The sequence below is a fragment of the Campylobacter lari subsp. lari genome (genome assembly GCF_013372185.1).
GTDB lineage: Bacteria > Campylobacterota > Campylobacteria > Campylobacterales > Campylobacteraceae > Campylobacter_D > Campylobacter_D lari.
In genome coordinates this window covers 299,512-320,837 of record NZ_CP053830.1, presented here as the reverse complement: position 1 = coordinate 320,837, position 21,326 = coordinate 299,512, and the positions used below count along the sequence as shown (strand labels likewise).

Genomic DNA, 21,326 nt, shown 5'->3' with positions numbered 1-21,326 from the left:
CTAAAGGAGAGAAAATGGACTCAAAAATCTTTTTAGAAAATGGTCGTGTTAAAAGCAAAGGTTATGCTATGCTTAGCAAGGATTCTAAATTCACACCTTTTGAATTTACACGCCATAAAGTAGGCAAAAACGACATCTTAATCGCTATCAAATACGCAGGAATTTGTCATAGTGACATACACACCGCAAGAAGCGAATGGGGCGAGGCAACCTACCCTTGCGTACCTGGCCATGAAATAGCAGGAGAAGTTATCGCAGTGGGTGAAAATGTGAGTAAATTTAAAGTAGGTGATTTTGCTGGGGTTGGGTGCATGGTAAACTCATGCGGAGAGTGCGAAGCATGCAAAAAATCTCAAGAGCAATTTTGCGAAAATGGTAAAACCATCTACACTTATAACTGCAAAGATGTATTTCATGATAATGAAAACACCTATGGAGGCTACTCAAACAACATCGTAGTAAGTGAAAAATTTGCTATCAATGTACCAAAAAATGCTCCGCTTGACAAAGTAGCGCCTTTACTTTGTGCAGGCATTACTACCTATTCACCGCTTAAATTTTCAAATATAAAAGAAGGTTCAAGTGTAGCCGTAGCTGGATTTGGTGGACTTGGTATGATGGCAGTAAAATATGCTGTAAAAATGGGGGCAAAAGTAAGTGTTTTTGCAAGAAATGAAAACAAAAAAGCACAAGCTCTAGCTATGGGTGTAAATAATTTTTATACTAGTACAGATAAAAGCGTAGTAAAAGAAAGATTTGATCTCATCATCTCTACCATACCAACCCCTTATAATCCGCTAGCTTATATGGATTTATTAAAATTTGGTGGTGAGATGGCTATAGTAGGATTACCTCCACATGAAGTAAGCCCTAGCATTAACATCATTCATCTTGTACATAAGGCAGGTAAAAAAGTATATGGCTCGCTTATTGGGGGCATTAAAGAAACTCAAGAAATGCTTGATTTTTCTTTAGAGCATGGAATTTATCCTGAAATTGAACTCATCAAACCAAGCGAGATTGACAAAGCTTATGAAAATCTCACCTCAGGAAAAGCCAAATTTCGCTATGTAATCGATATGAGCGAGCAGGATTAATACTCATCAAAAATCACATCGCTAGTGTCAAAACCTCTTTGCTTGGCTATTTCAAGCAAAGAGTTTATTTGCTCTTTTACTAAAATCTCTCTTGATAAAATCCATAAGTATTTTTTATCAGGACTACCTACAATAGAAACTTGATAATTTGTATCAATATAAACAATCTCATAATTTGGCTTGTTAAAAATATTCATAAAAATACTAAACTTAACCGCTAAAGCTCTTGGAGATTTTACTCTTGCTTTGCCATTTGCTTGTGAAATTTCACCATTTTCTTTGGTGCATATATTTTTAACTTTTATTATAGGCATAGAGCCTTCATACTCTAGCTCGTATTCTGCTTTAGCACTTTTACAGGTTTTTTGAAAAAAAGCAGGTTTTCTAGCCATTTCTAGCCATGTACCCATGTATTTTTCTAAATTTATACCATCTAACAATTCTATCATTTTTCTTCCTTTTGATTTTCCTCGCCCCACTCGCACATTGCTTGTAAAATAGGTATTAAACTTTGACCTTTTTTAGAGAGTTTATACTCTACTTTTGGTGGAATTTGTGGATATTCTTTGCGTGTGATTAAATCATCATTTTCAAGTTCTCTTAAAGTATGCGTTAAAGTCTTAAAAGAAATATTACCAAGATATCTTTTAAGCTCATTGTATCTTACCACCTCATAGCGAAACAAACAATACAAAACACTCATTTTATATTTACCCGAAATAAGTGATAAAGTATAGTTAAACCCACACTCTGTAAAATCGCATTTTTGTTGCATTTTAACTTTCCTTTAGTATAGTATCTTACATAAATTTCTGTATTGAAATAAGATTATAGTTAAATTATAATTTTAAAAATTTAAAAACAAGGATAAATAATGAAAAATATTTTATTGTTAAATGGCGCTAAGGAATTAAAATTTTCAAAAGGAAAGTTAAATCATACCCTACAAGAAATAGCAAAAAATACTTTAAAATCATTAAACTACAACATAAAAGAAACCATTATAGACAATGCTTATGATATAGAAGAAGAGGTGCAAAAGCTTATGTGGGCTGATGTTTGGGTGTATCAAATGCCTGCTTGGTGGATGGGAGAGCCTTGGATAGTTAAAAAATACATGGATGAAATTTATATACAAGGTAAGGATAAATTTTTTATAAACGATGGAAGAAGCAGTGCTAATCCTAGCATAAATTATGGAACAGGTGGCTTGTTAAAAGATAAAAAATACATGTTTTCTCTTACTTGGAATGCGCCTATTGAAGCTTTTACTTTAAAAAATGAATTTTTTGATGGTGTTGGTGTTGATATGGTATATTTACATTTACATAAAGCTCATGAATATATGGGGATGAGTGCTTTACCGACTTTTATAGTAAATGATGTTTGTAAAAATCCTCAAGTTGATAAATTTATCAAAGATTATGAGCAACATTTAAAAATATATTTGGATAAAAAATGGAAAATTTAAAAAAAGAAATTAATGATTTTATAAATGAGTTTAACTCTGTTTGCATAGCTAGTTTAAGCAAAGATAATGAAGTAATGTGCTCTTATGCACCACTTATAAAAAGTAAATATGGATTTTTTATATACATAAGTGAAATATCAGAACATTTTTCAAATATAAAAAATAATCCAAACAATATAGAAATAATGTTTTTAGAAGATGAGTGCAAAGCTGTATCTGCTATTTTAAGAAAAAGATTAAGATATAAATGCGAAGCTATTTTTATGCAAAAAGATGAAAAATTTGATGAAATTTATGATGAGTTTTTATCGCAAAATAACAACGATGAAAGTATAAAAATGATAAAAAATATGCAAGATTTTCATCTTATAAAATTAAATTTCAAAGAAGGAAGATTTGTAAAAGGTTTTGGACAAGCTTATGATATAAAAGCTCAAATAATAACGCATGCAAAAGGAAAAATTTCTCATAAATTTTCTAATAATCCTAAGTAACAACAATTCAAAAATATATTTGGATATTTTATGCTATCACAATTTAACATTTCTTTGAAATTTTATATCGCACTTTTTATAAGTATATGCATAATTACTTTTTTAACTTATACTTATGATGGTTCTTTTTTAAGTCTTTTTAGTGCTATAAATGCTGTTTTATATGTGTTTTTTGCTGGCGCTGGGAAGGTGGTTTGTTTTATTTTTGGGATATTGTATTCTTTATCTTATGCATACATTGCTTATGAGTTGAAATTATATGGTGATGTGATGTTAAATCTTTTTTATTTGCCTATTAATATTTATGGAATTTATCATTGGAAAAATAATCAAAACAAAGAAAAAACAAGAATTATCATAAGAAAATTAGACAATATTAAAAGAATTTATTATGGAATTTTTTTAATATTTGCAAGTTTAATTTATGCTTATATTTTAAAAAATATGAACGCTAGTTTTATTTACCTAAATTCTTTTGCTATCATGGGACAATTAATCGCATTTTATATGCAAGTTAAAAGATATATGGAAAGTTATTTTATAGTTACTCTAGCTAATATTGCTTCATTGATCATTTGGTTTTTACTTTTTGAGCAAAACCAAGAAAACATAGCACAACTTTTAAATACTTTTATATTTTTACTTATAGGAATTTATTATTTTTTTGTATGGAAAAAACAAACAAGTTAATATCAAAGCTTAGAAATTTGACTTTTAATCTTTTCAATCATCGTTTTTTTGTTTTCAAATTCTATGATTAAATTTTTTATATAAACTTTTTTTTCTTGGATTAAATTTTCTAAGCTTTGCATATAGTCTTTAAAAATTTTCATTATCGTTGGTTTATTGATGAGTAAATCTTCAAATTCATACACATTAAGCTCTGTTAATACCCTTTGATACACTTCACTTGCTTTTGGATAATACAAACTAAACTCAGTGCTATCAAGCTCATAAAATTCTTTACTCACGCTCATTTTTGTACTAAAAAATCCTAAAGTAAGTTTAGTAGCACTTTCATAATTTGCCAAAGCTTTTAAATTTAATTTTTCTAAAAACAAATCAAGCTCAAGTTTGCTTTTAAATAACAACTCTTTAAAATCTTTCAAAAAAAGCTCTTCGCTAGCACTAGCAAAGCTTCTAAAATTTGCAAATTCTTCATCACTTTCTAAATCATTTTCTTTTTGTAAATTTGAAAATTTGGCTTTAAAAAGCAAAATTTGCTCTTCTAAATTAGTAAAAAAAGAAGAAAAATCATTTTTGATTTGATTAAATTCTAAAGCAATTTCACTTTTTAATTTTTTAAATTCTTTATTCATTGTTTCAGAATTATAAAACATAGCCAAAAATGCATCATCACTTGAAAGATAAGGTGCTTTATAGGTGATTTTTTCATAAAGATTTTTCTTAAATAAGCCTTTAGCTTCTTTATAATAATTACTATCTTTTTCTTTGATAAATTTTAAAATCTCTTGAGATATTTTTTCTCCAACAAGTTTTAATTTATCTAAACAATTATGATTTAAAATTTTGATTTTTTGCTCTAACACATTTGCTTTAAAAGAGTGTAAAATAGCATTAAATTTAAGCTCTAATTGCTCTAAAATATCTTGCAAAAAAATGTATTGATTTAACAAAAGCTCACATAAATCATTCAGTTTTTCTTTAATAAAATCTTTTTTAATTTTTTCATAATCAAGCCCTTTTAAATACTCATAAAGTAAAGGCAAATTTGATTTTTGTAAATCATACTTTGCTTCTTTGCACGAAATTGCGATAATTTTTTCAAAATATTTATCAAAAACCAAATGCGCATAATTTAAAACATTTTCTAACTCATCTTGGTTTAATTTATCTTTTTGATTTAGCACGCAAATCCCACCACGCTCTAAAAGCTTGGCATTTGCTCTTATAGCATCTTCTTCACTTTTTTTACCTGCATTATCAATCAAACTAAGCCAAATAGCACTATGCATAAAAGAAAGCTCTTGAAAAGTAGTTAGCGTATCGGTTGTATTTGCATTTAGACCCGGGGTATCTATAAGCGTGATATCTTTTAAAAGCTCAATAGGTGCAAAAAGGTGCAAACTTTTGGTTTCTTTTAGCTTATTTCTTTGATCGCTAAATTTAGCAAGCTCATTTATATCAACAATCTCATCACTGCCATCTTCATATTCAACTCTTAAAAAATACTCCCTAGCATAGCGTAAAAAAGTAGGCTTAAAAGTCACTGGCACCACACCTGTTGGTAAGCATTCTTTTTGCAAAATCAAATTTAAAAGCGTAGATTTACCACTGGAAAATTGCCCTATAATGGCCACATTAATGGCTCTTTTATAGCTAGCTATGATCATCTCAAGATCTTTTAAAAAAACATCATTTAAATGCAAACTTGGCTCTAAAAATGCATTTTTGATTGCTAAAATCTTTCCTTCAAAACTATCATCAAAGCTTTTACAATAAGCATTTTCATAAGCTTTTAAAAAATCATTAATCAAATCATTTTGCATTTAAAAGCTCCGTTTTTAAAGTCTTTAAATTTTGTAATTTTGTATTGTTTTTTTCTAAAAGCTCTTTAGAATTTTGCTCATTTTGTTCTATTTGTAAAATTAAATCTTTTAAATCTTTAATTTGTTCTTCTTGCTCTTTTTCGTATAAATTTAAACTAAGCTCTAAATTAGTAAAAAATTCTTGATTATTTTTTAAATCTTTGGCGATTTTTTCTATATTAAATGTTTGTAATTTTTTTAAAATTTGATTTTCTAAAGAGCTTTCTAGTTTATAAATATCTTGAGTTGATTCTAAATTTTTTAAAAGTTCAGTTTTTAATGTTATAAAAAGATCATCGCTAAAAATACCTTCTATTTTTGCTTCAACCTTGCTTTTAAAATCATCACAACTTTGCTCTAATATAGTTTTTAAAAAATCATACTTTATGCTTAGTGTGTTTTTAAGCTCATTAATCTTTTGCTCACTTTGCTGTTTTAACTCTCTTAAAAGATCAAAAATTCCATCTTTTAAAGTCGTATCGATGATGGTGTTTAGTCTTTGAGTGCTGTTTTTGATTTTATTATTTTGATTATATTTTAGCTCATCTATAAGTTTTTCTTTTAATTTTTTAGCTAGCAAATGCAAAAGCGTTAAAATTTCTTGAGTATTTTCATCTTTTGCGTTAAAAATAGCACTTAATTCTGCTTTTATTTGCATTAATTTTTCTTTTTTTGCTTTAAAATCATTGATAACAGCTTGATTTTGCTTATCAAGCTTGATATTTTCATAATTTAGTATTTTATTAGAAAATTTAATTTTTTCTTCTATTTTTTCTAAATGCAATAACAATTCTTTTTTATAAGCACTTAGAGCAATTTTGTTTTTATCATATAAACTTTTAACTATGAGTTCTTCTAGCGTTAAAATATTGCTTTGTTCTAAATTTCCACCTCTTTTTTGGTAAAAATCATTAGCTAATTTTGAAGAAATACATACAAAATCTAAATTATTTAATAATTCTTGATTTAAATGCTTTTGCATTAAATTTTCTTTGAGCTTATTTTTAGTATAGTTAATTACTTCTTGCAAGTCTTTTTCGCTTAATAAATCAGCCTTTGTAAGCACAATTAAAAGCTTGCTTACTCTTGAAGTTAATAAACACTCTATAATAAAATCACAATCTTTTTGACTAAGACTTTGAGAAGCATTCATAAGGTGGATTAAAAAATCAGCCTTGCTTATATAAGCTTTTGTCAAAAGCTCTCTTTGGATAATCACATCATCAAGCCCAGGGGTATCAACTATACAAACATTATCTTTTAAAAAATCAAGCGATGAAAAAAGTTCTATTTTTTTAATAAGTGCTGAGATTTTGTTTTTTGCACTAGTATAGTTTTTTAATTCATCAAAATTTATTTGTATGTTTTTGCTTTCTTTTTTGATGTATTCATTTAAATTAAAATTTTGCTCTAATTGCTTTATAAGCTCTTGCATGTCTTGATTATCATTAGAACTTTTTAAAATATCTTGCCATTCTTCTTCATTCCAAAAATATATCTTAGCTTTTTGCTCTTTACCGTATTTTAAAATACTTAAATTTGCAGTTTCAGGCACATTTGATACTCCTAAAAACTCTTTTTTTAAAAGTGCATTTAGCATGCTTGATTTTCCAGCATTTACAACACCAGTCACCGCGATAGAAAAATCAATATTACTAAATTTAACTAAAGCTTCTTGTAAGAGTTTTTGAGCTTTTTCATCCTCGCAAAGCTCTTGTAATTTTTCGTTAATAAGATCTAGTGTTTGATGAGAGTTTTTAAATTCTTGTTTGTAATCTTTTTGAATAATTTTTTGCTTAGATACAAAAGCATATATCAGGGCATTATCAGTGATTTTTTGAAGTTTTTCTAAAGCTTTTAAAAGCTCATTTTTATCTAAAATTCCAAAATTTAAAGCATTAATAAAACAAACTTGCGCATATTGTATGCTATAAAGATCTAAACGTAAATTTAAACTTTTCATCAAACTTTTGAATTCATTTAAAGCGCTAAATCTTTCATAATTATCAAGATTAGTGCTTAAGATAATTGCTGCTTTTTGAGTATTAATTAAGCTCTCATCAAAAAGAGTATTTACATCAAGATAAACGCTATGATTTTTCCAAATTTGTTTTAGTAAGACTTTAATGCCCCCATCTTCTTGGGGGCTAGGATTATTTGTTTCTTTGAGCGACAAGTTGTCTTCTCATATAGGCAATTTTACTTTGTAAAGGTAGTTCTTTTGGACAATTATCTTCACACGCAAGTAAAGACATACACCCAAATACTCCATCATCATCGCCTACTAATTCATAAAAATCTTCTATAGTTCTATGATCGTGTGGATCTTGTAAGTATCTAGCTGTTCTTAAAAGTCCAGTAGCAGCGATAAAATCAGGTCTCATTAACTTAGTCGCACAAGAAGCAACACAAATTCCACACTCTATACAACGATCAAGTTCAAAAGTCTCATCAGCAACTTCTGGTTCTATACGCTCTTCAAGTTTAGAAATATCTGTTTCTTTTTCATTATGCACCCAGCTTTCAACGCGTTTGCACATACTATCAAACCACTCACCTGTATTAACACTTAAATCTTTAATGTGTCTAAAAGCAGGCAAAGGCATAAGCTCTATAACGCCATCTGGATAGTCTTTTGTTAATGTTTTACAAGCAAGCTTTGGCTTACCATTAATCATCATAGCACAGCTTCCACAAATCCCTGCTCTACATACAAAGTCAAAACTCAAATCCGCATCCATTTTTTCTCTAATTTGAGTTAAGCACACAAAAATCGTCATAAATGGAGTTTCTTCAAGCTCATAAGTAACAAAATGAGGCTTAGAAATTTTACTTAATGGATTATATTTAAATGCTCTTATTGTTAATTTTCTACTCATAATCAACTCCTATTCTTTGATTTGGTGCTTTAAATTTAGCTTGTAATTCATAAGGCATTAAAGCATGTTGAATTTCATACCTACCTTTGCCTTCTGATTCCATTTTTTCGCGGATCGCATCAACTTCAGCTTGGCGTTTTTCACTTAATGGATTTTCAATGATATTTCCTTTAGCACCATAACCTCTAAATGCAGGTGGGATTTCCATTTTCATAATGTCAAGATCTTCATACTCAACTCTAGGCATACTTTCACCTTCTACCCAGTAAGTATTGGTTCTTTTCATCCAATTTAAATCATCTCTTTTTGGATAATCTTCTCTATAATGAGCCCCACGGCTTTCAGTTCTTAAAAGCGCACCATAAGCAACACATAAAGCAATTTTTAGCATTCTTGGAACTCTATAAGCTTCTTCAAGCTCTGGGTTTGCACATTTTAATTCTTTATCATGTACTTTTAGATCAAGTGATTTTTGATACAATTCTTCAAGCTCTTTAACCGCTTCTTCAAGACCTTGGCCTGTTCTAAAGATAGCTACTTTTTCCCACATAATGTCTTTCATTCTGTTTTTGATTTCAAATACATCATGTTTTCCTTCTTTACTAACAAGAGATTTTAAGTAATCATACTCTTTAGAAAGGAAAGATTTAACGATATTTGTATCAATATCATTACCATTTTCTTTACAATATTGTGCAAAATAATCCCCTACGATCATACCTGCAACAACAGTTTCTGAACATGAATTTCCACCTAAACGGTTAAATCCGTGCATATCCCAACAAGCTGCTTCACCACATGCAAAAAGACCATTTAGCCATTGACTTTCACCGGTTGGTTTTGTTCTAATACCACCCATTGAGTAATGTTGCATAGGTAAAACTGGTGCCCAGCCTTTTGGACCCTCATCAGCAGGATCAATGCCATTAAATGTCTTACAAATATCTTGAACATCACGAAGATTTTTTTCAACATGAGCACGGCCAAGGATAGAAATATCAAGCCACAAATGATCTCCATAAGGGCTTTTTACACCTTTACCTTTTCTAATATGCTCCATCATTCTACGACTTACAACATCCCTGCTTGCAAGTTCTTTTTTCTCAGGCTCATAATCAGGCATAAAGCGGTAACCATCAACATCTCTTAAGATACCACCATCACCTCTACAACCTTCGGTTAGTAAGATACCACTTGGTACGATTGGAGTTGGATGAAATTGCACTGCTTCCATATTTGAAAGTCTGCAAAGTCCAGTTTCAAGCGCGATAGCAGCTCCTGTACCTTCACAAATAACAGCATTTGTAGTTTGTTTATAAATTCTACCATAACCACCAGTTGCTATCATAGTTCCTCTAGCAACATAAGCGATTAATTCCCCATTAGTTAAATCTCTAGCAATAGCCCCTAGACATTTTTTACCATCATGGATAATTCTTACTGCTTCCATTCTATCGATGATTTTAACTTGATGTTTAATCGCTTCATTTGCCACACCATATAGCATACAGTGTCCTGTTGCATCAGCGATATAACATGTTCTCCATTTTTTAGTACCACCAAAATCCCTTGCATTTATAAGACCATGTGCTTCTTCTTTTTCTTCAATAGTAGTTTTTTGAGCGTTTATCACAACAGTTCTAGGTCCTTTTGTAACCCTAGTCCAAGGCACACCCCAAGCAGCAAGCTCACGCACAGCTTTTGGAGCAGTTTGTGCAAACATTCTTGCAACTTCTTGATCACAGCCCCAATCAGACCCTTTTACTGTATCAGCAAAATGCACATCTTCATTATCTCCCTCACCTTTAACGCTATTTCCTAAACTTGCTTGCATACCACCTTGTACAGCAGCTGAGTGAGATCTTTTAACTGGACAAATACTTAATAAAGTTACACTTTGACCACTTTTTGCAACTTCAATAGCAGCTCTTAAACCTGCAAGACCACCACCAATAACTAAAGCATCACTATATTGTATGTTCATATTTAGCTCCATCATAAGTTTTTACTATTTGCGCTACAGAGTTGTTTTGGTAATTATTAAAGCCTATTTTTGCAAAAGCAGCTAAGCTTAATACACCCAAAACTAAGAAGAAAATACTAATAAACCATTTTGCTTTTTTAAGTTTTTTACGACTTTCTTTTGCATCTTTACCTTCGAACCAACCCCATTTTACACATAATCTATAAAGACCAATACTACCATGCAACTCAACACAAATTAATAAGGCAATGTAAAACAACCACATAAAATGGCTCACTACTCTATCACCTGACATATCAGCACTGATTTTATCTGCATTAGTAATGATAAAAATTAAGTGCGCAGAACCCAAGAAAAACATTACAAAACCAGTTGCAGCTTGAACCCACCATAAAGAAGAATCACCATGATTCATATATTTTAAGTGTGTTCTACAAAGTTGGTATTGTCTGAAATTAATAGGGAATTTTCTCATTGCAAGTCCAGCATGCACAAAGAAAATAACCAAAACACAGGCTGCTAAGAAAGAAGTGATGTAGCTCATCATAGGGCTATTAATGATAAATTTTAGTTCTAAAAAATGAACTACTGAATCAAAAAAATCATCACTAACCAAAATGGTAGAAACGAACAACATATGTGCCCACATAAACAAGCCTAAAATTAAGCCTGTCGCACTTTGAATATAGTCAAGTTTTGCTGGCATTTTGCTTTTTTTGCCATCAACACTCTTGCCTAAAAAACCTTCAATGAGTTGGCTCATATTTACTCCTTTTAAAAGTTGATAAGTTTTAATATCGGAGCAATTATAGAACTTTTATTCTTAAAATAAATAAAAATTTATAAATTTTTTTTAATATTTCTTAAATAAAAAGATAAAAATAGTCCTAATAAAAACATTAATAAACTTAATATCTGGCCCATACTCATACCAAAAGCAACAAAGCCTATACCAAAATCAGGCTCTCTAAAAAACTCACATACAAAACGCGCTAGAGCATACAAAATCGTATAATAAGCAATCAATTCTCCATTGTATTTTTTATATTTTTTTATCAATAATAAAATGATAAAAACTATAAAACCTTCTAAAAATGCTTCATAAAGCTGAGATGGATGACGCAATATCCCATCTACATAAATACCCCAAGGCACTTCCGTAGCTCTACCAAATAGCTCTTGATTTAAAAAATTTCCAATACGACCAAAAATATATCCACATGGCACACTAATAGCTACCAAATCTAAATATTTCCATAAATTTTGCTTATTTTTTTTACAAAAAGCATAAGTTGCTATTAAAAATCCAACAACAGCTCCATGATAACTCATACCCCTAATCCCTACAAATTCTCCATTATAAAAAGGATTGAAAATTTGCCAAGGATGAGTAAGATACCATAAAGTATGCACATCATAAATTAAAATATAACCTATTCTTGCACCTAAAATCACCCCTATTTCTACCCATATAAAATAGCTATCAAGCATAGCTTTAGAAATTCCCATATTATCTTTAATCGCATAGTATTTTGCGACCATTAAAGCAACAAGTAAAGCTAACACATACATAATGCCATACCAATGCACTTTTAAACCAAAAATTTCAAAAGCCACTACATCAAAATTTGCATAAATATTTTGCCAAAATTCCATAAAAAAGCCTTTATAATAAAACACATAATATAGCAAAAAATTGTATAATTATAAAAATAACAAGGAGAGAAAATGAAAAAAATATTATTATTTTTTAGCATAATTTTATTTTTAAGTGCTTGCACTGGTAATCAAAAAACTTATTATATTTCTATGCCAAATTTTAAAAGCACTTTTGAAGAACACAACCACACAAATGCTAATAGTCCTAAAGTCAAAATCAATGATGTAGAAATTATAAAAAATACTTTTTATAGTTCATATTTTGAGCAATCTACTCTAAATCAAAGAATCAATAAAAGCTTAGAATTACTCAAAAAACAACTTTTAGAAGATAGCAAAGCATTGCTTCAAAGTAAGGGGTATATTATAGATAATGAAAATCCTGATTATGCTTTTACTATAGTTATCAATGCTAGTTTATATGAAGATAAGGTTACAAGAAATTCAAGTCTTGGAGGCGATAGTGTGGAGTCTTCTTTTATGATTATTTTAGAAGCTCAAAGTCATTTAAATAATTTACACCAAGAAGATACTTTCCAAAGCACAGCAAGCTCGGCAAAATTAAACGATCCTATTATTTTAAATTATCCTATAAAAGGACAAGCAAGCATAGAAAGCTTTAGAGAGGTATATAGTGCTGTTCCAACCCAAGTTAATGAAAGTCTTGCAGCTAGTGCTTTAGAAATTGATAAAGTTTTTCTTGCTTTTTATAAAGAAATCACATCTAGTTTAAAAACTAGTATAAAAGAAATCAAAGAAGAACCAAAAACACAAGAAAACTCAGAGGTTCAAGATGTAAAAGAAGATGATAAAAAAGAAGAAAAAGCTACTCCTTATCAAAATAATGAAGTAATTATTTTTGAATAGCTAAAGCATGAAACACTTTGATCTTAAATTTAAGATTAATGTGTTTTTCTTCGGATTTAAATTCTACAGGAGTGCTAATTTCTATTAAATTTTTATATCTTTGCAAATCATTTAAAAAAGAATAAAAAGCTTGAGGATTTTTCATCTTTACATTAGCTTCAAATTGATATTTTAGATACTCTTGCTCTTTTTTAATAGGAATGAGATTGATTTTAACATCATCAAAGTAATTTTTCATAAATTCCAATAATTCTTTTTGTGAAAATTCTGCATTAATTTGAGCTAAATTTTTCGCATTCATCTTTTGAAACTCATCAATAACTTTTTCTAAAGCTTGTAGCTCATTTAATGCTTTAGTGTTTTGAATTTGCTGGGTTGCTAATCTTGAATGCTCGATTTTATAATCTTTCAAAAAAGGCACGATTAAAAATAAAATCAAAATCGCACAAAGTGCAACAAATGAAAAAGAATAAATCAGTATCTTTAATACATCAGCTTCTTCTAAGCTCTTATCGTTTTTGCTCATACATTTCCTCTGGTATAGTGATATTTACACTTACAAAGCGATACCACCCATTTTCTAATTGATAATAGCTTGTTTGAGAATTTGAAAAAATACTTCTTAATGGGGCTTCTAACAACAAAGCAAACATTTCTTTAGTAGGTGTAATACCTCTTAAAATAAGTGATCTATCTTCCATTAAAACCTCATTTAAAGATATGTTTTTAGGCACTAAAGTAAAAAGATTTTGAATACTTTTTAATAAAACTTTATTTTTACCATTTTCTTGCTCTTGCCCTAAATCTCCCAAAATCAACTCTGCTTTATCATTTTGTCTTACTAGTTCTTGATATTTAAGCTTATTAGCATTAATTTGTGCGAGAATTTGAGCTAACTCTTCTTTTTTATCATCAAGTTGCACAGACGCATAATAGCTTTTAAAAACCACTACAATAAACACCACAAAAATCAAAGCAACACTAATACTAGTAAAATAAATCCAAATTCTAGTAAAAAGATTAAAAACAGGTTTTATCTTAGGTTTGATTAGACTATATCTCATAATTTTAAGTCCTTCACCATAAGTTCATTCATCAAATTTAAAGTATCTACAAGCTCTACTTTAGGCTTTATAAATAGTTCATTTTCTAAATAATCAAGTGAGGTTGGGCTAAAACTTTCCTCATCAAAAATCACAATTTCTTCTAAAAAGCTATTATCATACAAAGGATTTTGATAAAATTCTTTTACACTTGAGATAATGTATTCTATCATTTTCATATCTGAGCTAAAATTTTCTAAAGACTCAACAGGAAGCTCTTCTTTTTCTTCATCTAATTCCTCAAGTTTATCAAGCTCTTGACTCATTTCTTCTAAACTTTTTAAATCATAATTTTGTTCATTTTCTTCTTCTTGATTTTCATCGTCAATTTTTAAGTCAAATTCTTCTTTAATATCATCAAAAAAATCATCTTCATCATAATTTTGACTAGCTATATTAAAATAACTTCCAAATAATATAGCCTCATTTTTACAAATTAACATCGCAACAAAATCATGGTATCTATATACATAAAGGCCGATTTTTTCTTCAAAACCTCTATTTGCCATGCAATGATAAAGCAAAGAAAAAGGCGAATAAAGCAAATCCAAACCACCAAAAGCCTCATAATCTTGCTCATATGAGCTTAAAGAATGATTAGATGCATACAATAAGCCGTTGTTAAAAGAAATACACCTAACACTACTTGCATCGACACCAAAATTGGAAAGATCTTTAAAATTTGAACTTGGCACAACACCTTGGGCAATAGGAGTAAAAAAAGCACATAAATAATAAATTTGAAAATCTTTACTTAAATTTTTTACATATTCTATAGCTTTTTCTTTATCTTCAAAGCTTTTTTCAAAAGTATCAACAGCTTGGGATTTTTTCCAAGTATGACATCTTATAATGTATTGTTTTTCATCATAGCAAATACAAACTAAAAGTTGTAAAATATACTTTCTAAAAAAAGATAACATAGTGTTTATCCTTTATCTATTTGACTTATCATATCAAATTTTTCTTTTATCAATACTTTAGCTTCTTCTAAATTTAAATTTTGTATTTTGATTTCTTCACTTAATCTATAAGTAATCTTAGAAAAAGGTTTGGGTAAGATCATTTTATCCCAACTTTTAAATTCCCAAAAAGAACTTGCTTCATAATTTAATAAAAAAAGTGGAACATTTTTTTTCGCTGCTATCATCACAGAACCATCTGAAATACTATGATAAGGTCCTCTTGGCCCATCTGGAGTAATGATAATATCATCGCCTTGATCTAAGATTTTGAAAGATTGTTTTAATAAAGCCAAAGCACCTTTGCTTGTGCTTCCTCTTAAAGTATCCAAACCAAAAAAGGCAATATTTCTAGCAATGATCTCTCCATCTTTATGGTGTGAAATCATCACATAAGCCTTTTTACCTTTAATACCCATTTTACGATAGGCAAAAGGCATTAGGGCAAGACGCCCATGCCAAAAAAGTATCACACATGATCTTTTTGGAAGCTTTTGCCCTAAATAAACCTTTCTACAAGTTAAAAAAATCAGCCATTGGAGTAAAAAAATTCCAAAAGCTAAAAGATTAATCTTAAAGGATTTCGCCATTTAACACCATACGCCTAGGATTGGTGATTTTTACTTTTTTCATTTGTCCTAATAATTCTTCGCTTCCTTTTACTTGGATTAAAAAATTATTATCACTTCTACCTGCTACAAAGCCTTCACTTCTTAATTCTTCAAATAAAACTTCAAATTCTTTATCTTTTTGTTTTGCAACAATCTCATCTAAAATTTCTGTATGTCTAGCTTGTAAAATACTCAAGCGTTTTGAAGCTATATCATCAGGAATTTGATTTGGCATAGTTGCAGCTTTAGTTAGTGGTCTTTTAGAATATTTAAAAGAAAACATTTGCTCAAATCGCACTTTTTCAAGTACATCCATGGTATCTTCAAAGTCTTTATCACTCTCACCTGGAAAAGCTACAATCACATCAGTAGAAATACTCACATCTTTACACATAGAACGAAGTTTTAAGGCCCTATCTAAATACCACTCTTTAGTATAACCGCGTTTCATAGCCTTTAAAATTTCACTTGAACCACTTTGTAAAGGCATATGCATAGACTTACATACTTTTGGATTTTTAGAAAAAACCTCTAAAAATCTATCATCCATATGCAATGGATGTGGGCTTGTAAAGCGGATACGCTCTAAACCTTCGATTTCGCTTAATTTTTCTAAAAGATCTGAAAAATTAATCTTTTCATGAGCATTAGAAAATCTTTTGCCGTAATTGTTAACATTTTGTCCTAGTAAAAAAATCTCTTTAGCACCATTAGCAACTGCTTTTAGCGCTTCTTTTTTGATAATTTCAAAAGGTATAGAAATCTCATCTCCTCTAGTATGTGGCACTATGCAATAAGTGCAATGTTTATCACATCCTATAGAAATATTTACATAAGTTTTATAAAGACTATTTCTAAAATCAGCAAAAGCATAATTACTCTCATCAAAATCTATATCATTACCTAAAAATTTAGGAGTATTTACTGCCTTTGTTATTTTAGAAACATTTCTAGCTCCCAAAACAAAATCAACATTAGGAGCACGCTTAAAAATTTCATCACCCAAATGAGAAGCAGTGCAACCACAAACTCCTATTTTCGCACCATTTTTTTTGATTTTTTCAAAACTTCCAACTTCTGAAAAAAGCTTATGTACAGGCTTTTCACGCACCGAGCAAGTATTGATTAAAATCAAATCTGCTTCTTTTGCATCTTGAGTTAATTCATAATTTTCTTTTTCTTTAAGCTCGGCTATCATGTGCTCTGAATCTCTAACATTCATAGCACAACCTAAAGTTTGTATAAAAAGTTTTTTACTCAAAGAATGTGTACCTCATACATAAAATCTGTATCATCTAAACCATATTTGATTGTTCTATGATAAACACATTTTCCTTTTTTTTCAAAATGCTCTACTAAAGCGATTAATTGCTTATGTGCATTGTCTTTATCAAAATAGAAAAATTTTTGACCTTCTTTATCCACAGCCTTTTCAATACTTTCTAAACTTATACTTTTTGGCTTTTCATCAACAGAGGTTCTTGCTATTTTTAAATCCATATCATCATCCTCAAGTTTTTTTAATCTGAAATTATAGCAAATTTTACTTTTAATTAAACTTATTAAAGATATAATTTTATTCTTCAAACTTTTAAAATCCAAAATTAAGGTTGTATTGTCATTATGGAAAAAATCACAGATATAATTGAATCCATTGCTAATGAGAAAAATTTACAAATAGAAGATGTAAGAGAAAGAGTTAAAAAAGCACTTATTAATACTGCTAAGAAAATTTATGGCGATAAATATGAATTTTTTGTTGATTCAGGTAAAAATTTGCAACTTTATCAAAAAATAGTTGTAGTTAGTGATGATGATGAAAGATTAGAAAGTGAAAATGAACATTTTATCGCTTTAAGCAAAGCAAGAGTGGAAGCTAAAGATGTAGAAATTGGCGATGAGTTAACTTATGAATGCTCTTTAGAAAATTTAGGTCGTACTGCTGTAAATATCTTGCATAAAGAATTAGAATACAACATTCAAAAACTCTTAGAAGAAAAAATCTATGAAAAATACCAAAAAATGGTAGGACATATGGTTTTTGGTAGCGTAGTAAGAGTAGATAGTGAAGAAAATACTTATGTAGAAATTGATGAGTTTCGTGCATATTTACCTAGAAAAAATCGTATCAAAGGTGAAAAATTTAAAGTAGGTGATGTGATTAAGGCTGTTATTAGACATGTATATATTGATAAATCAGGTATGAGAATGGAGCTTAGTAGAACTAGCCCTAAATTTTTAGAAGCTTTATTAAAAGCTGAAGTTCCTGAAATCAAAGATGGTCTTATAAATATTTATGCCAGTGCAAGAATTCCAGGCGAGAGAGCAAAAATCATCTTACAAGCCAATAGCCCAAGCGTTGATGCAGTAGGAGCAACCGTGGGTATAAAAGGAGTTAGAATCAATGCTGTAAGCAAAGAATTAAAAAATGAAAATATCGACTGTATTGAGTATTCTAATGAAATGGCAATTTTAATCACTAGAAGCTTGGCTCCTGCTATTATAAATTCAGTGCAAATTGAAGATAAAAAAGCTATTGTAACGCTAAATAGTGAGCAAAAAAGCAAAGCCATAGGAAAAAGCGGTATTAACATACGCTTAGCTAGCATGTTACTTGGGTATGAAATAGAACTTAATGAAATAAACAATGAAGATAAAACTAATAACCAAGAAGAAGCGTTTAAAAACCTTAAAGCTTTATTTGGAGAAAATTAAAGTTGCTTGCCGACAGTTTGCTCGGTAAGCTTTCTTTCTAAAACTAAATCTACTATAGGCTGTTCTCTTTTATTTGCCTTTTGGCAGTGATTTTTATCAAAAAAATCTGTGATTTTAATAACTATTTTAGCCCATCTTTTATCACGCTCTCTCCAAGCATGAGATGATAAAGACTCCCAAGCATAACCATTAAACAAAGTAGCATTGACAAAATGATCAAGCGCTCTCACACCTTGTCTAACCCTAGCAGGATTACCAAAAGTACCCACTATAACAATAAAAAGATAACTAATCACCGCTAAAGGAACGATAGCGCAAAGTAGTATAGTTCCTGCTAATTTTTCTTTCATTTTTACCTTTTTATAAATCTTATATTCATACCATTTGCCGATCTTATAGTAAGTCTTCCTACTATATCAGGTACAAAATTTTCTTCTAATTCTAACTTATAAGTCCTTAAAATATTAGCTAAAATCAAAACAGCCTCTTGCATAGCAAAACCCTGCCCTATACACACACGCTCTCCCATACCAAAAGGCATATAAGTGTCTTTTTTAATCTTGCTTTTATCTTCATGGCGACTTGGATCAAACTCATGTGGATTTTCCCAAAAACTATCATGTCTATGAATGAGCCATGGAGCTACCACTACACCTGAACCTTTTTTGATAAGCTTATCTCTCATTTTGTTATCATTTCTTGCTTCTCTAGCAAAAAAGCCAACTGGCGGATAAAGTCGTAAGCTTTCTTTAAACACATTTGTAAGATATTTCATTGCTCTAATATGTTCTATTTTAAACTCTTCATCACCCGCAACTTGCATGATTTCTTCATAGGCTTTTTGTTGCTCATTTGGAGAAATACTTAAAATATATAGTGTCCAAGTTAGTGAACTTGCAGTGGTTTCATGGCCTGCTAAGAAAAGCATGGCAACTTGGTCTAAAATTTCATTAAAAGAAAATCTCTCATTAGTATCTGCATCTACCACCATAAGCAATGATGATAAAATATCTTCATATTTTCCTTGATCATTTAGGGCATTATCATATCTTGGCTTTATAATATCTGATAAAACCTTGCGTATAACTCCACCTGCTTTAAGTCTTTTTTTCTCACCTAAAAGATTTGAAAGCCAAGTTGGGAAACGAAACATTCTTCGCATAGCTGTTTTAACTGTTTCTTCTTGCACAGTTACAAAAGCATCCAAAACAAGTTTACCTTTTTGCTCATCAAGTTTTGATGACATAATAGTTCTAAAAATCACATCTGCAGTCACAAAAGTCATAGCTTCATCTACTTCTATAATCGCTTTATCTTCATACCTTGCAAATCTTGCCATCATATCAGAAGCTGCTTCACTCATCAAATTAAAAACCTTAGAAATCCTTGTCATTTCAAAAGAAGGTCTTAAAAGTTCTCTTTGCTTTTCCCATACTCTATCATTAGTTGTAAAAATACTTATACCCAAAAGTGGCTCCAAAAGCTCATGCAAAAGTTGACTTTTTGGATATTCTCTAACCTCATCTACCATAATGCGTCTAACTTCTTTTGGATCATTTACCACATATAGATCAAATCCAGGCATTTTTACTCTACCCATCATCATCTTGTAACTTCGCTCATAAAGTCCATCAAGCCAAGATCTTCTTTTTAGTAAAAAAGTAGTTAACGTAGAAGCTTTATTTTTATAAGGCTTTGGATGAAAAGGACACTGACCCATGTTTTCTCCTATTTGATTTTTTCTTCTAATTTATTTTTACCTATGATAAATTCAAAAAAGTTATATACTCCTTGAATTTGTGTGGCAAATAAATATAAAAAATGTGCTTTATATTTGTCTTTTTTGATTTTTTTATAATCTTTGTTTTTATATAAGGTATGAAATTTAGCCGAAAGGTATTTTGGACTAAATTGTGCTTTCACTCCGCTTGTGCGTATAAAATCAACTTGTGCAAAACAAGCCCCATCAATAATAGAAGTAAAATCATACCATATTAAATTTTTACTTCCTAAATACTCTAAGTCTTTTCTAAACTCAAAAGATCTTTTTTGATAGCTTACTAAAGGTATGCATTCACCCAAAGTTAAAACCTTTAAATTTTCAAAAGATATATTTTCTTTTTCACATTTTCTAAGCACTTTTGCTAAAACATTTATGCAAAGCACCGTTCCCACGCTATGTGCACTTAATATGAGTTCATAATTTTTATCATTTACATTTTCTTTTAGTTTTTCAAAAATAACTCTAGCAAAATCATCCATTCTTAACTCAAGTTCACCTTGAGAATTTTTCTCCCAGTTTGCACAAAAAGAACAAATTCTAGCTATCCAAAAAACAGCTAATTTCTTGCCTAGTTTATAAAGCATTTTTGGTAAAAACACTAACGATAAAACAAAAGCTAAAATTCCTAAAATAATATGAAAATTTTGCAAATAAAATAAACTTCCAAAAGCACAAACTAAAGTAAAAATCAAACTCAAAAGAACATAAAAAAATGGATAATAACCTGTGATAAGTTGGTGCGGGGATTCTTTACCAAATTTTAAAAAAAGCCCTGTGATGGTATAAATTCTAAAAAAACTATAACAATCACTCAAGGCATCTTTTATACCCTCTGACCAGTTTTTTTTGACTATATCATTCCAGCTTAAAAAGGTGTAAGAAGTACTTGTATGTGGGGTTTGAATTTGCCAAAAAGGATAAATATTAACTTGAGCTTTTGATAAAGTATAATCATAATTTAAAAGAACATTTTGCTCGGCTAAATTTTTTTTAAACATAGCATAATAATGCCTATATCCTCTAGGATCATAACCAGCTATATAAAAAACATCTCTTTTTTGACACAATTTATCCATTCAAATCCCAAATAAACTCAAAATGAATTTAAAAATATAGCTAAAGTTGTTATCTTTGTCAAATGCTTATTTAAAG

The 21,326-nt window shown here is 29.7% G+C and carries 22 protein-coding genes and 1 pseudogene; 6 read left to right on the top strand and 17 right to left on the bottom strand.

The window, feature by feature from the left end:
* Positions 1 to 14 precede the first annotated feature (14 nt).
* Positions 15 to 1,097 carry an NAD(P)-dependent alcohol dehydrogenase gene (locus tag CLLT_RS01735; RefSeq protein ID WP_074692631.1) on the top strand — a complete coding sequence of 361 codons (1,083 nt, stop codon included), beginning with the start codon at positions 15 to 17 and terminating at the stop codon, positions 1,095 to 1,097.
* Here CLLT_RS01735 and CLLT_RS01730 read toward each other — a convergent pair.
* A complete protein-coding gene (locus tag CLLT_RS01730) occupies positions 1,094 to 1,546 on the bottom strand; it encodes a lipocalin family protein (RefSeq protein WP_070255934.1) in 453 nt (150 codons plus the stop codon). The two genes, CLLT_RS01735 and CLLT_RS01730, sit on opposite strands and share 4 nt — an antisense overlap.
* Positions 1,543 to 1,872: a MarR family transcription factor RrpA gene (rrpA, locus tag CLLT_RS01725; RefSeq protein WP_074692633.1), complete on the bottom strand. Its 330-nt coding sequence runs from the start codon at positions 1,870 to 1,872 to the stop codon at positions 1,543 to 1,545. The genes CLLT_RS01730 and rrpA overlap by 4 nt, the downstream gene beginning before the upstream one ends.
* Positions 1,873 to 1,971: 99 nt before the next feature.
* On the opposite strand from rrpA, the gene CLLT_RS01720 reads away from it, so the two are divergent.
* The 3 genes and pseudogenes from CLLT_RS01720 (at position 1,972) to pnuC (ending at position 3,752) form a co-directional block, all read left to right on the top strand.
* On the top strand, positions 1,972 to 2,568 hold the full coding sequence (locus CLLT_RS01720) for an NAD(P)H-dependent oxidoreductase (RefSeq protein ID WP_074692634.1): 597 nt from the start codon (positions 1,972 to 1,974) through the stop codon (positions 2,566 to 2,568).
* Positions 2,565 to 3,062: pseudogene (locus tag CLLT_RS01715) on the top strand (pyridoxamine 5'-phosphate oxidase family protein); the annotation flags it as partial. The gene CLLT_RS01720 and the pseudogene CLLT_RS01715, both read left to right, overlap by 4 nt.
* A gap of 30 nt (positions 3,063 to 3,092) precedes the next feature.
* Positions 3,093 to 3,752, top strand: a complete 660-nt coding sequence (gene pnuC / locus CLLT_RS01710) for a nicotinamide riboside transporter PnuC (RefSeq protein WP_070255921.1) — start codon at positions 3,093 to 3,095, stop codon at positions 3,750 to 3,752.
* 2 nt (positions 3,753 to 3,754) lie between these two features.
* Here the strand turns inward: pnuC and CLLT_RS01705 are convergent, their stop codons facing one another.
* The 6 genes from CLLT_RS01705 to lgt form a co-directional block, all read right to left on the bottom strand.
* On the bottom strand, positions 3,755 to 5,572 hold the full coding sequence (locus CLLT_RS01705) for a dynamin family protein (RefSeq protein ID WP_074692636.1): 1,818 nt from the start codon (positions 5,570 to 5,572) through the stop codon (positions 3,755 to 3,757).
* Positions 5,562 to 7,787, bottom strand: a complete 2,226-nt coding sequence (locus tag CLLT_RS01700; RefSeq protein WP_081352030.1) for a dynamin family protein — start codon at positions 7,785 to 7,787, stop codon at positions 5,562 to 5,564. The genes CLLT_RS01705 and CLLT_RS01700 overlap by 11 nt, the downstream gene beginning before the upstream one ends.
* Positions 7,765 to 8,490 (bottom strand): fumarate reductase iron-sulfur subunit, encoded by a 726-nt coding sequence (locus CLLT_RS01695; RefSeq protein WP_039662875.1) that lies wholly within the window; start codon positions 8,488 to 8,490, stop codon positions 7,765 to 7,767. Before CLLT_RS01695 ends, CLLT_RS01700 begins: the two co-directional genes overlap by 23 nt.
* Positions 8,483 to 10,474, bottom strand: a complete 1,992-nt coding sequence (locus tag CLLT_RS01690) for a fumarate reductase flavoprotein subunit (protein WP_041570261.1) — start codon at positions 10,472 to 10,474, stop codon at positions 8,483 to 8,485. Before CLLT_RS01690 ends, CLLT_RS01695 begins: the two co-directional genes overlap by 8 nt.
* Positions 10,458 to 11,237, bottom strand: a complete 780-nt coding sequence (locus CLLT_RS01685; RefSeq protein ID WP_074692639.1) for a fumarate reductase cytochrome b subunit — start codon at positions 11,235 to 11,237, stop codon at positions 10,458 to 10,460. The genes CLLT_RS01690 and CLLT_RS01685 overlap by 17 nt, the downstream gene beginning before the upstream one ends.
* A 77-nt stretch (positions 11,238 to 11,314) precedes the next feature.
* The gene (lgt, locus tag CLLT_RS01680; RefSeq protein ID WP_074692641.1) at positions 11,315 to 12,130 is read right to left on the bottom strand and encodes a prolipoprotein diacylglyceryl transferase; all 816 of its coding nucleotides are present in this window, start codon (positions 12,128 to 12,130) and stop codon (positions 11,315 to 11,317) included.
* Between the two features lie 72 nt (positions 12,131 to 12,202).
* On the opposite strand from lgt, the gene CLLT_RS01675 reads away from it, so the two are divergent.
* Positions 12,203 to 13,000 carry a membrane lipoprotein lipid attachment site-containing protein gene (locus tag CLLT_RS01675; protein WP_074692642.1) on the top strand — a complete coding sequence of 266 codons (798 nt, stop codon included), beginning with the start codon at positions 12,203 to 12,205 and terminating at the stop codon, positions 12,998 to 13,000.
* On the opposite strand, the gene CLLT_RS01670 is transcribed toward CLLT_RS01675, so the two are convergent.
* From CLLT_RS01670 to CLLT_RS01645, 6 genes are read right to left on the bottom strand one after another with little or no spacing between them, the layout of a single operon-like run.
* Complete coding sequence (locus tag CLLT_RS01670) at positions 12,987 to 13,526, bottom strand: hypothetical protein (protein ID WP_074692644.1); 540 nt, start codon at positions 13,524 to 13,526, stop codon at positions 12,987 to 12,989. The genes CLLT_RS01675 and CLLT_RS01670 overlap by 14 nt on opposite strands.
* Positions 13,510 to 14,064, bottom strand: a complete 555-nt coding sequence (locus CLLT_RS01665; RefSeq protein ID WP_074692645.1) for a hypothetical protein — start codon at positions 14,062 to 14,064, stop codon at positions 13,510 to 13,512. The genes CLLT_RS01670 and CLLT_RS01665 overlap by 17 nt, the downstream gene beginning before the upstream one ends.
* Complete coding sequence (locus CLLT_RS01660) at positions 14,061 to 15,026, bottom strand: DUF8341 domain-containing protein (RefSeq protein WP_074692647.1); 966 nt, start codon at positions 15,024 to 15,026, stop codon at positions 14,061 to 14,063. Before CLLT_RS01660 ends, CLLT_RS01665 begins: the two co-directional genes overlap by 4 nt.
* Positions 15,027 to 15,031: 5 nt before the next feature.
* Positions 15,032 to 15,655, bottom strand: coding sequence for a lysophospholipid acyltransferase family protein (locus tag CLLT_RS01655; RefSeq protein ID WP_012661070.1), 624 nt, complete (start codon positions 15,653 to 15,655; stop codon positions 15,032 to 15,034).
* A complete protein-coding gene (miaB, locus tag CLLT_RS01650) occupies positions 15,639 to 16,937 on the bottom strand; it encodes a tRNA (N6-isopentenyl adenosine(37)-C2)-methylthiotransferase MiaB (protein ID WP_074692648.1) in 1,299 nt (432 codons plus the stop codon). Before miaB ends, CLLT_RS01655 begins: the two co-directional genes overlap by 17 nt.
* Positions 16,934 to 17,176 (bottom strand): HP0268 family nuclease, encoded by a 243-nt coding sequence (locus CLLT_RS01645; RefSeq protein ID WP_039617566.1) that lies wholly within the window; start codon positions 17,174 to 17,176, stop codon positions 16,934 to 16,936. The genes miaB and CLLT_RS01645 overlap by 4 nt, the downstream gene beginning before the upstream one ends.
* 123 nt (positions 17,177 to 17,299) lie before the next feature.
* Between CLLT_RS01645 and nusA the strand changes: the two genes are divergently transcribed.
* Positions 17,300 to 18,391 carry a transcription termination factor NusA gene (gene nusA, locus CLLT_RS01640; protein WP_074692649.1) on the top strand — a complete coding sequence of 364 codons (1,092 nt, stop codon included), beginning with the start codon at positions 17,300 to 17,302 and terminating at the stop codon, positions 18,389 to 18,391.
* Here the strand turns inward: nusA and CLLT_RS01635 are convergent.
* Genes CLLT_RS01635 through CLLT_RS01625 form a run of 3 tightly spaced genes read right to left on the bottom strand, consistent with a single transcriptional unit; the run spans position 18,388 to position 21,250 of the window.
* Positions 18,388 to 18,741, bottom strand: coding sequence for a M14 family metallopeptidase (locus CLLT_RS01635; protein WP_039627957.1), 354 nt, complete (start codon positions 18,739 to 18,741; stop codon positions 18,388 to 18,390). The genes nusA and CLLT_RS01635 overlap by 4 nt on opposite strands.
* Positions 18,742 to 18,743: 2 nt before the next feature.
* Entirely contained in the window at positions 18,744 to 20,111 is a 1,368-nt protein-coding gene (locus CLLT_RS01630; protein ID WP_074692650.1) for a cytochrome P450, read from the bottom strand.
* Between the two features lie 8 nt (positions 20,112 to 20,119).
* Positions 20,120 to 21,250 (bottom strand): DUF829 domain-containing protein, encoded by a 1,131-nt coding sequence (locus CLLT_RS01625; protein ID WP_074692651.1) that lies wholly within the window; start codon positions 21,248 to 21,250, stop codon positions 20,120 to 20,122.
* Between the last annotated feature and the right edge of the window lie 76 nt (positions 21,251 to 21,326).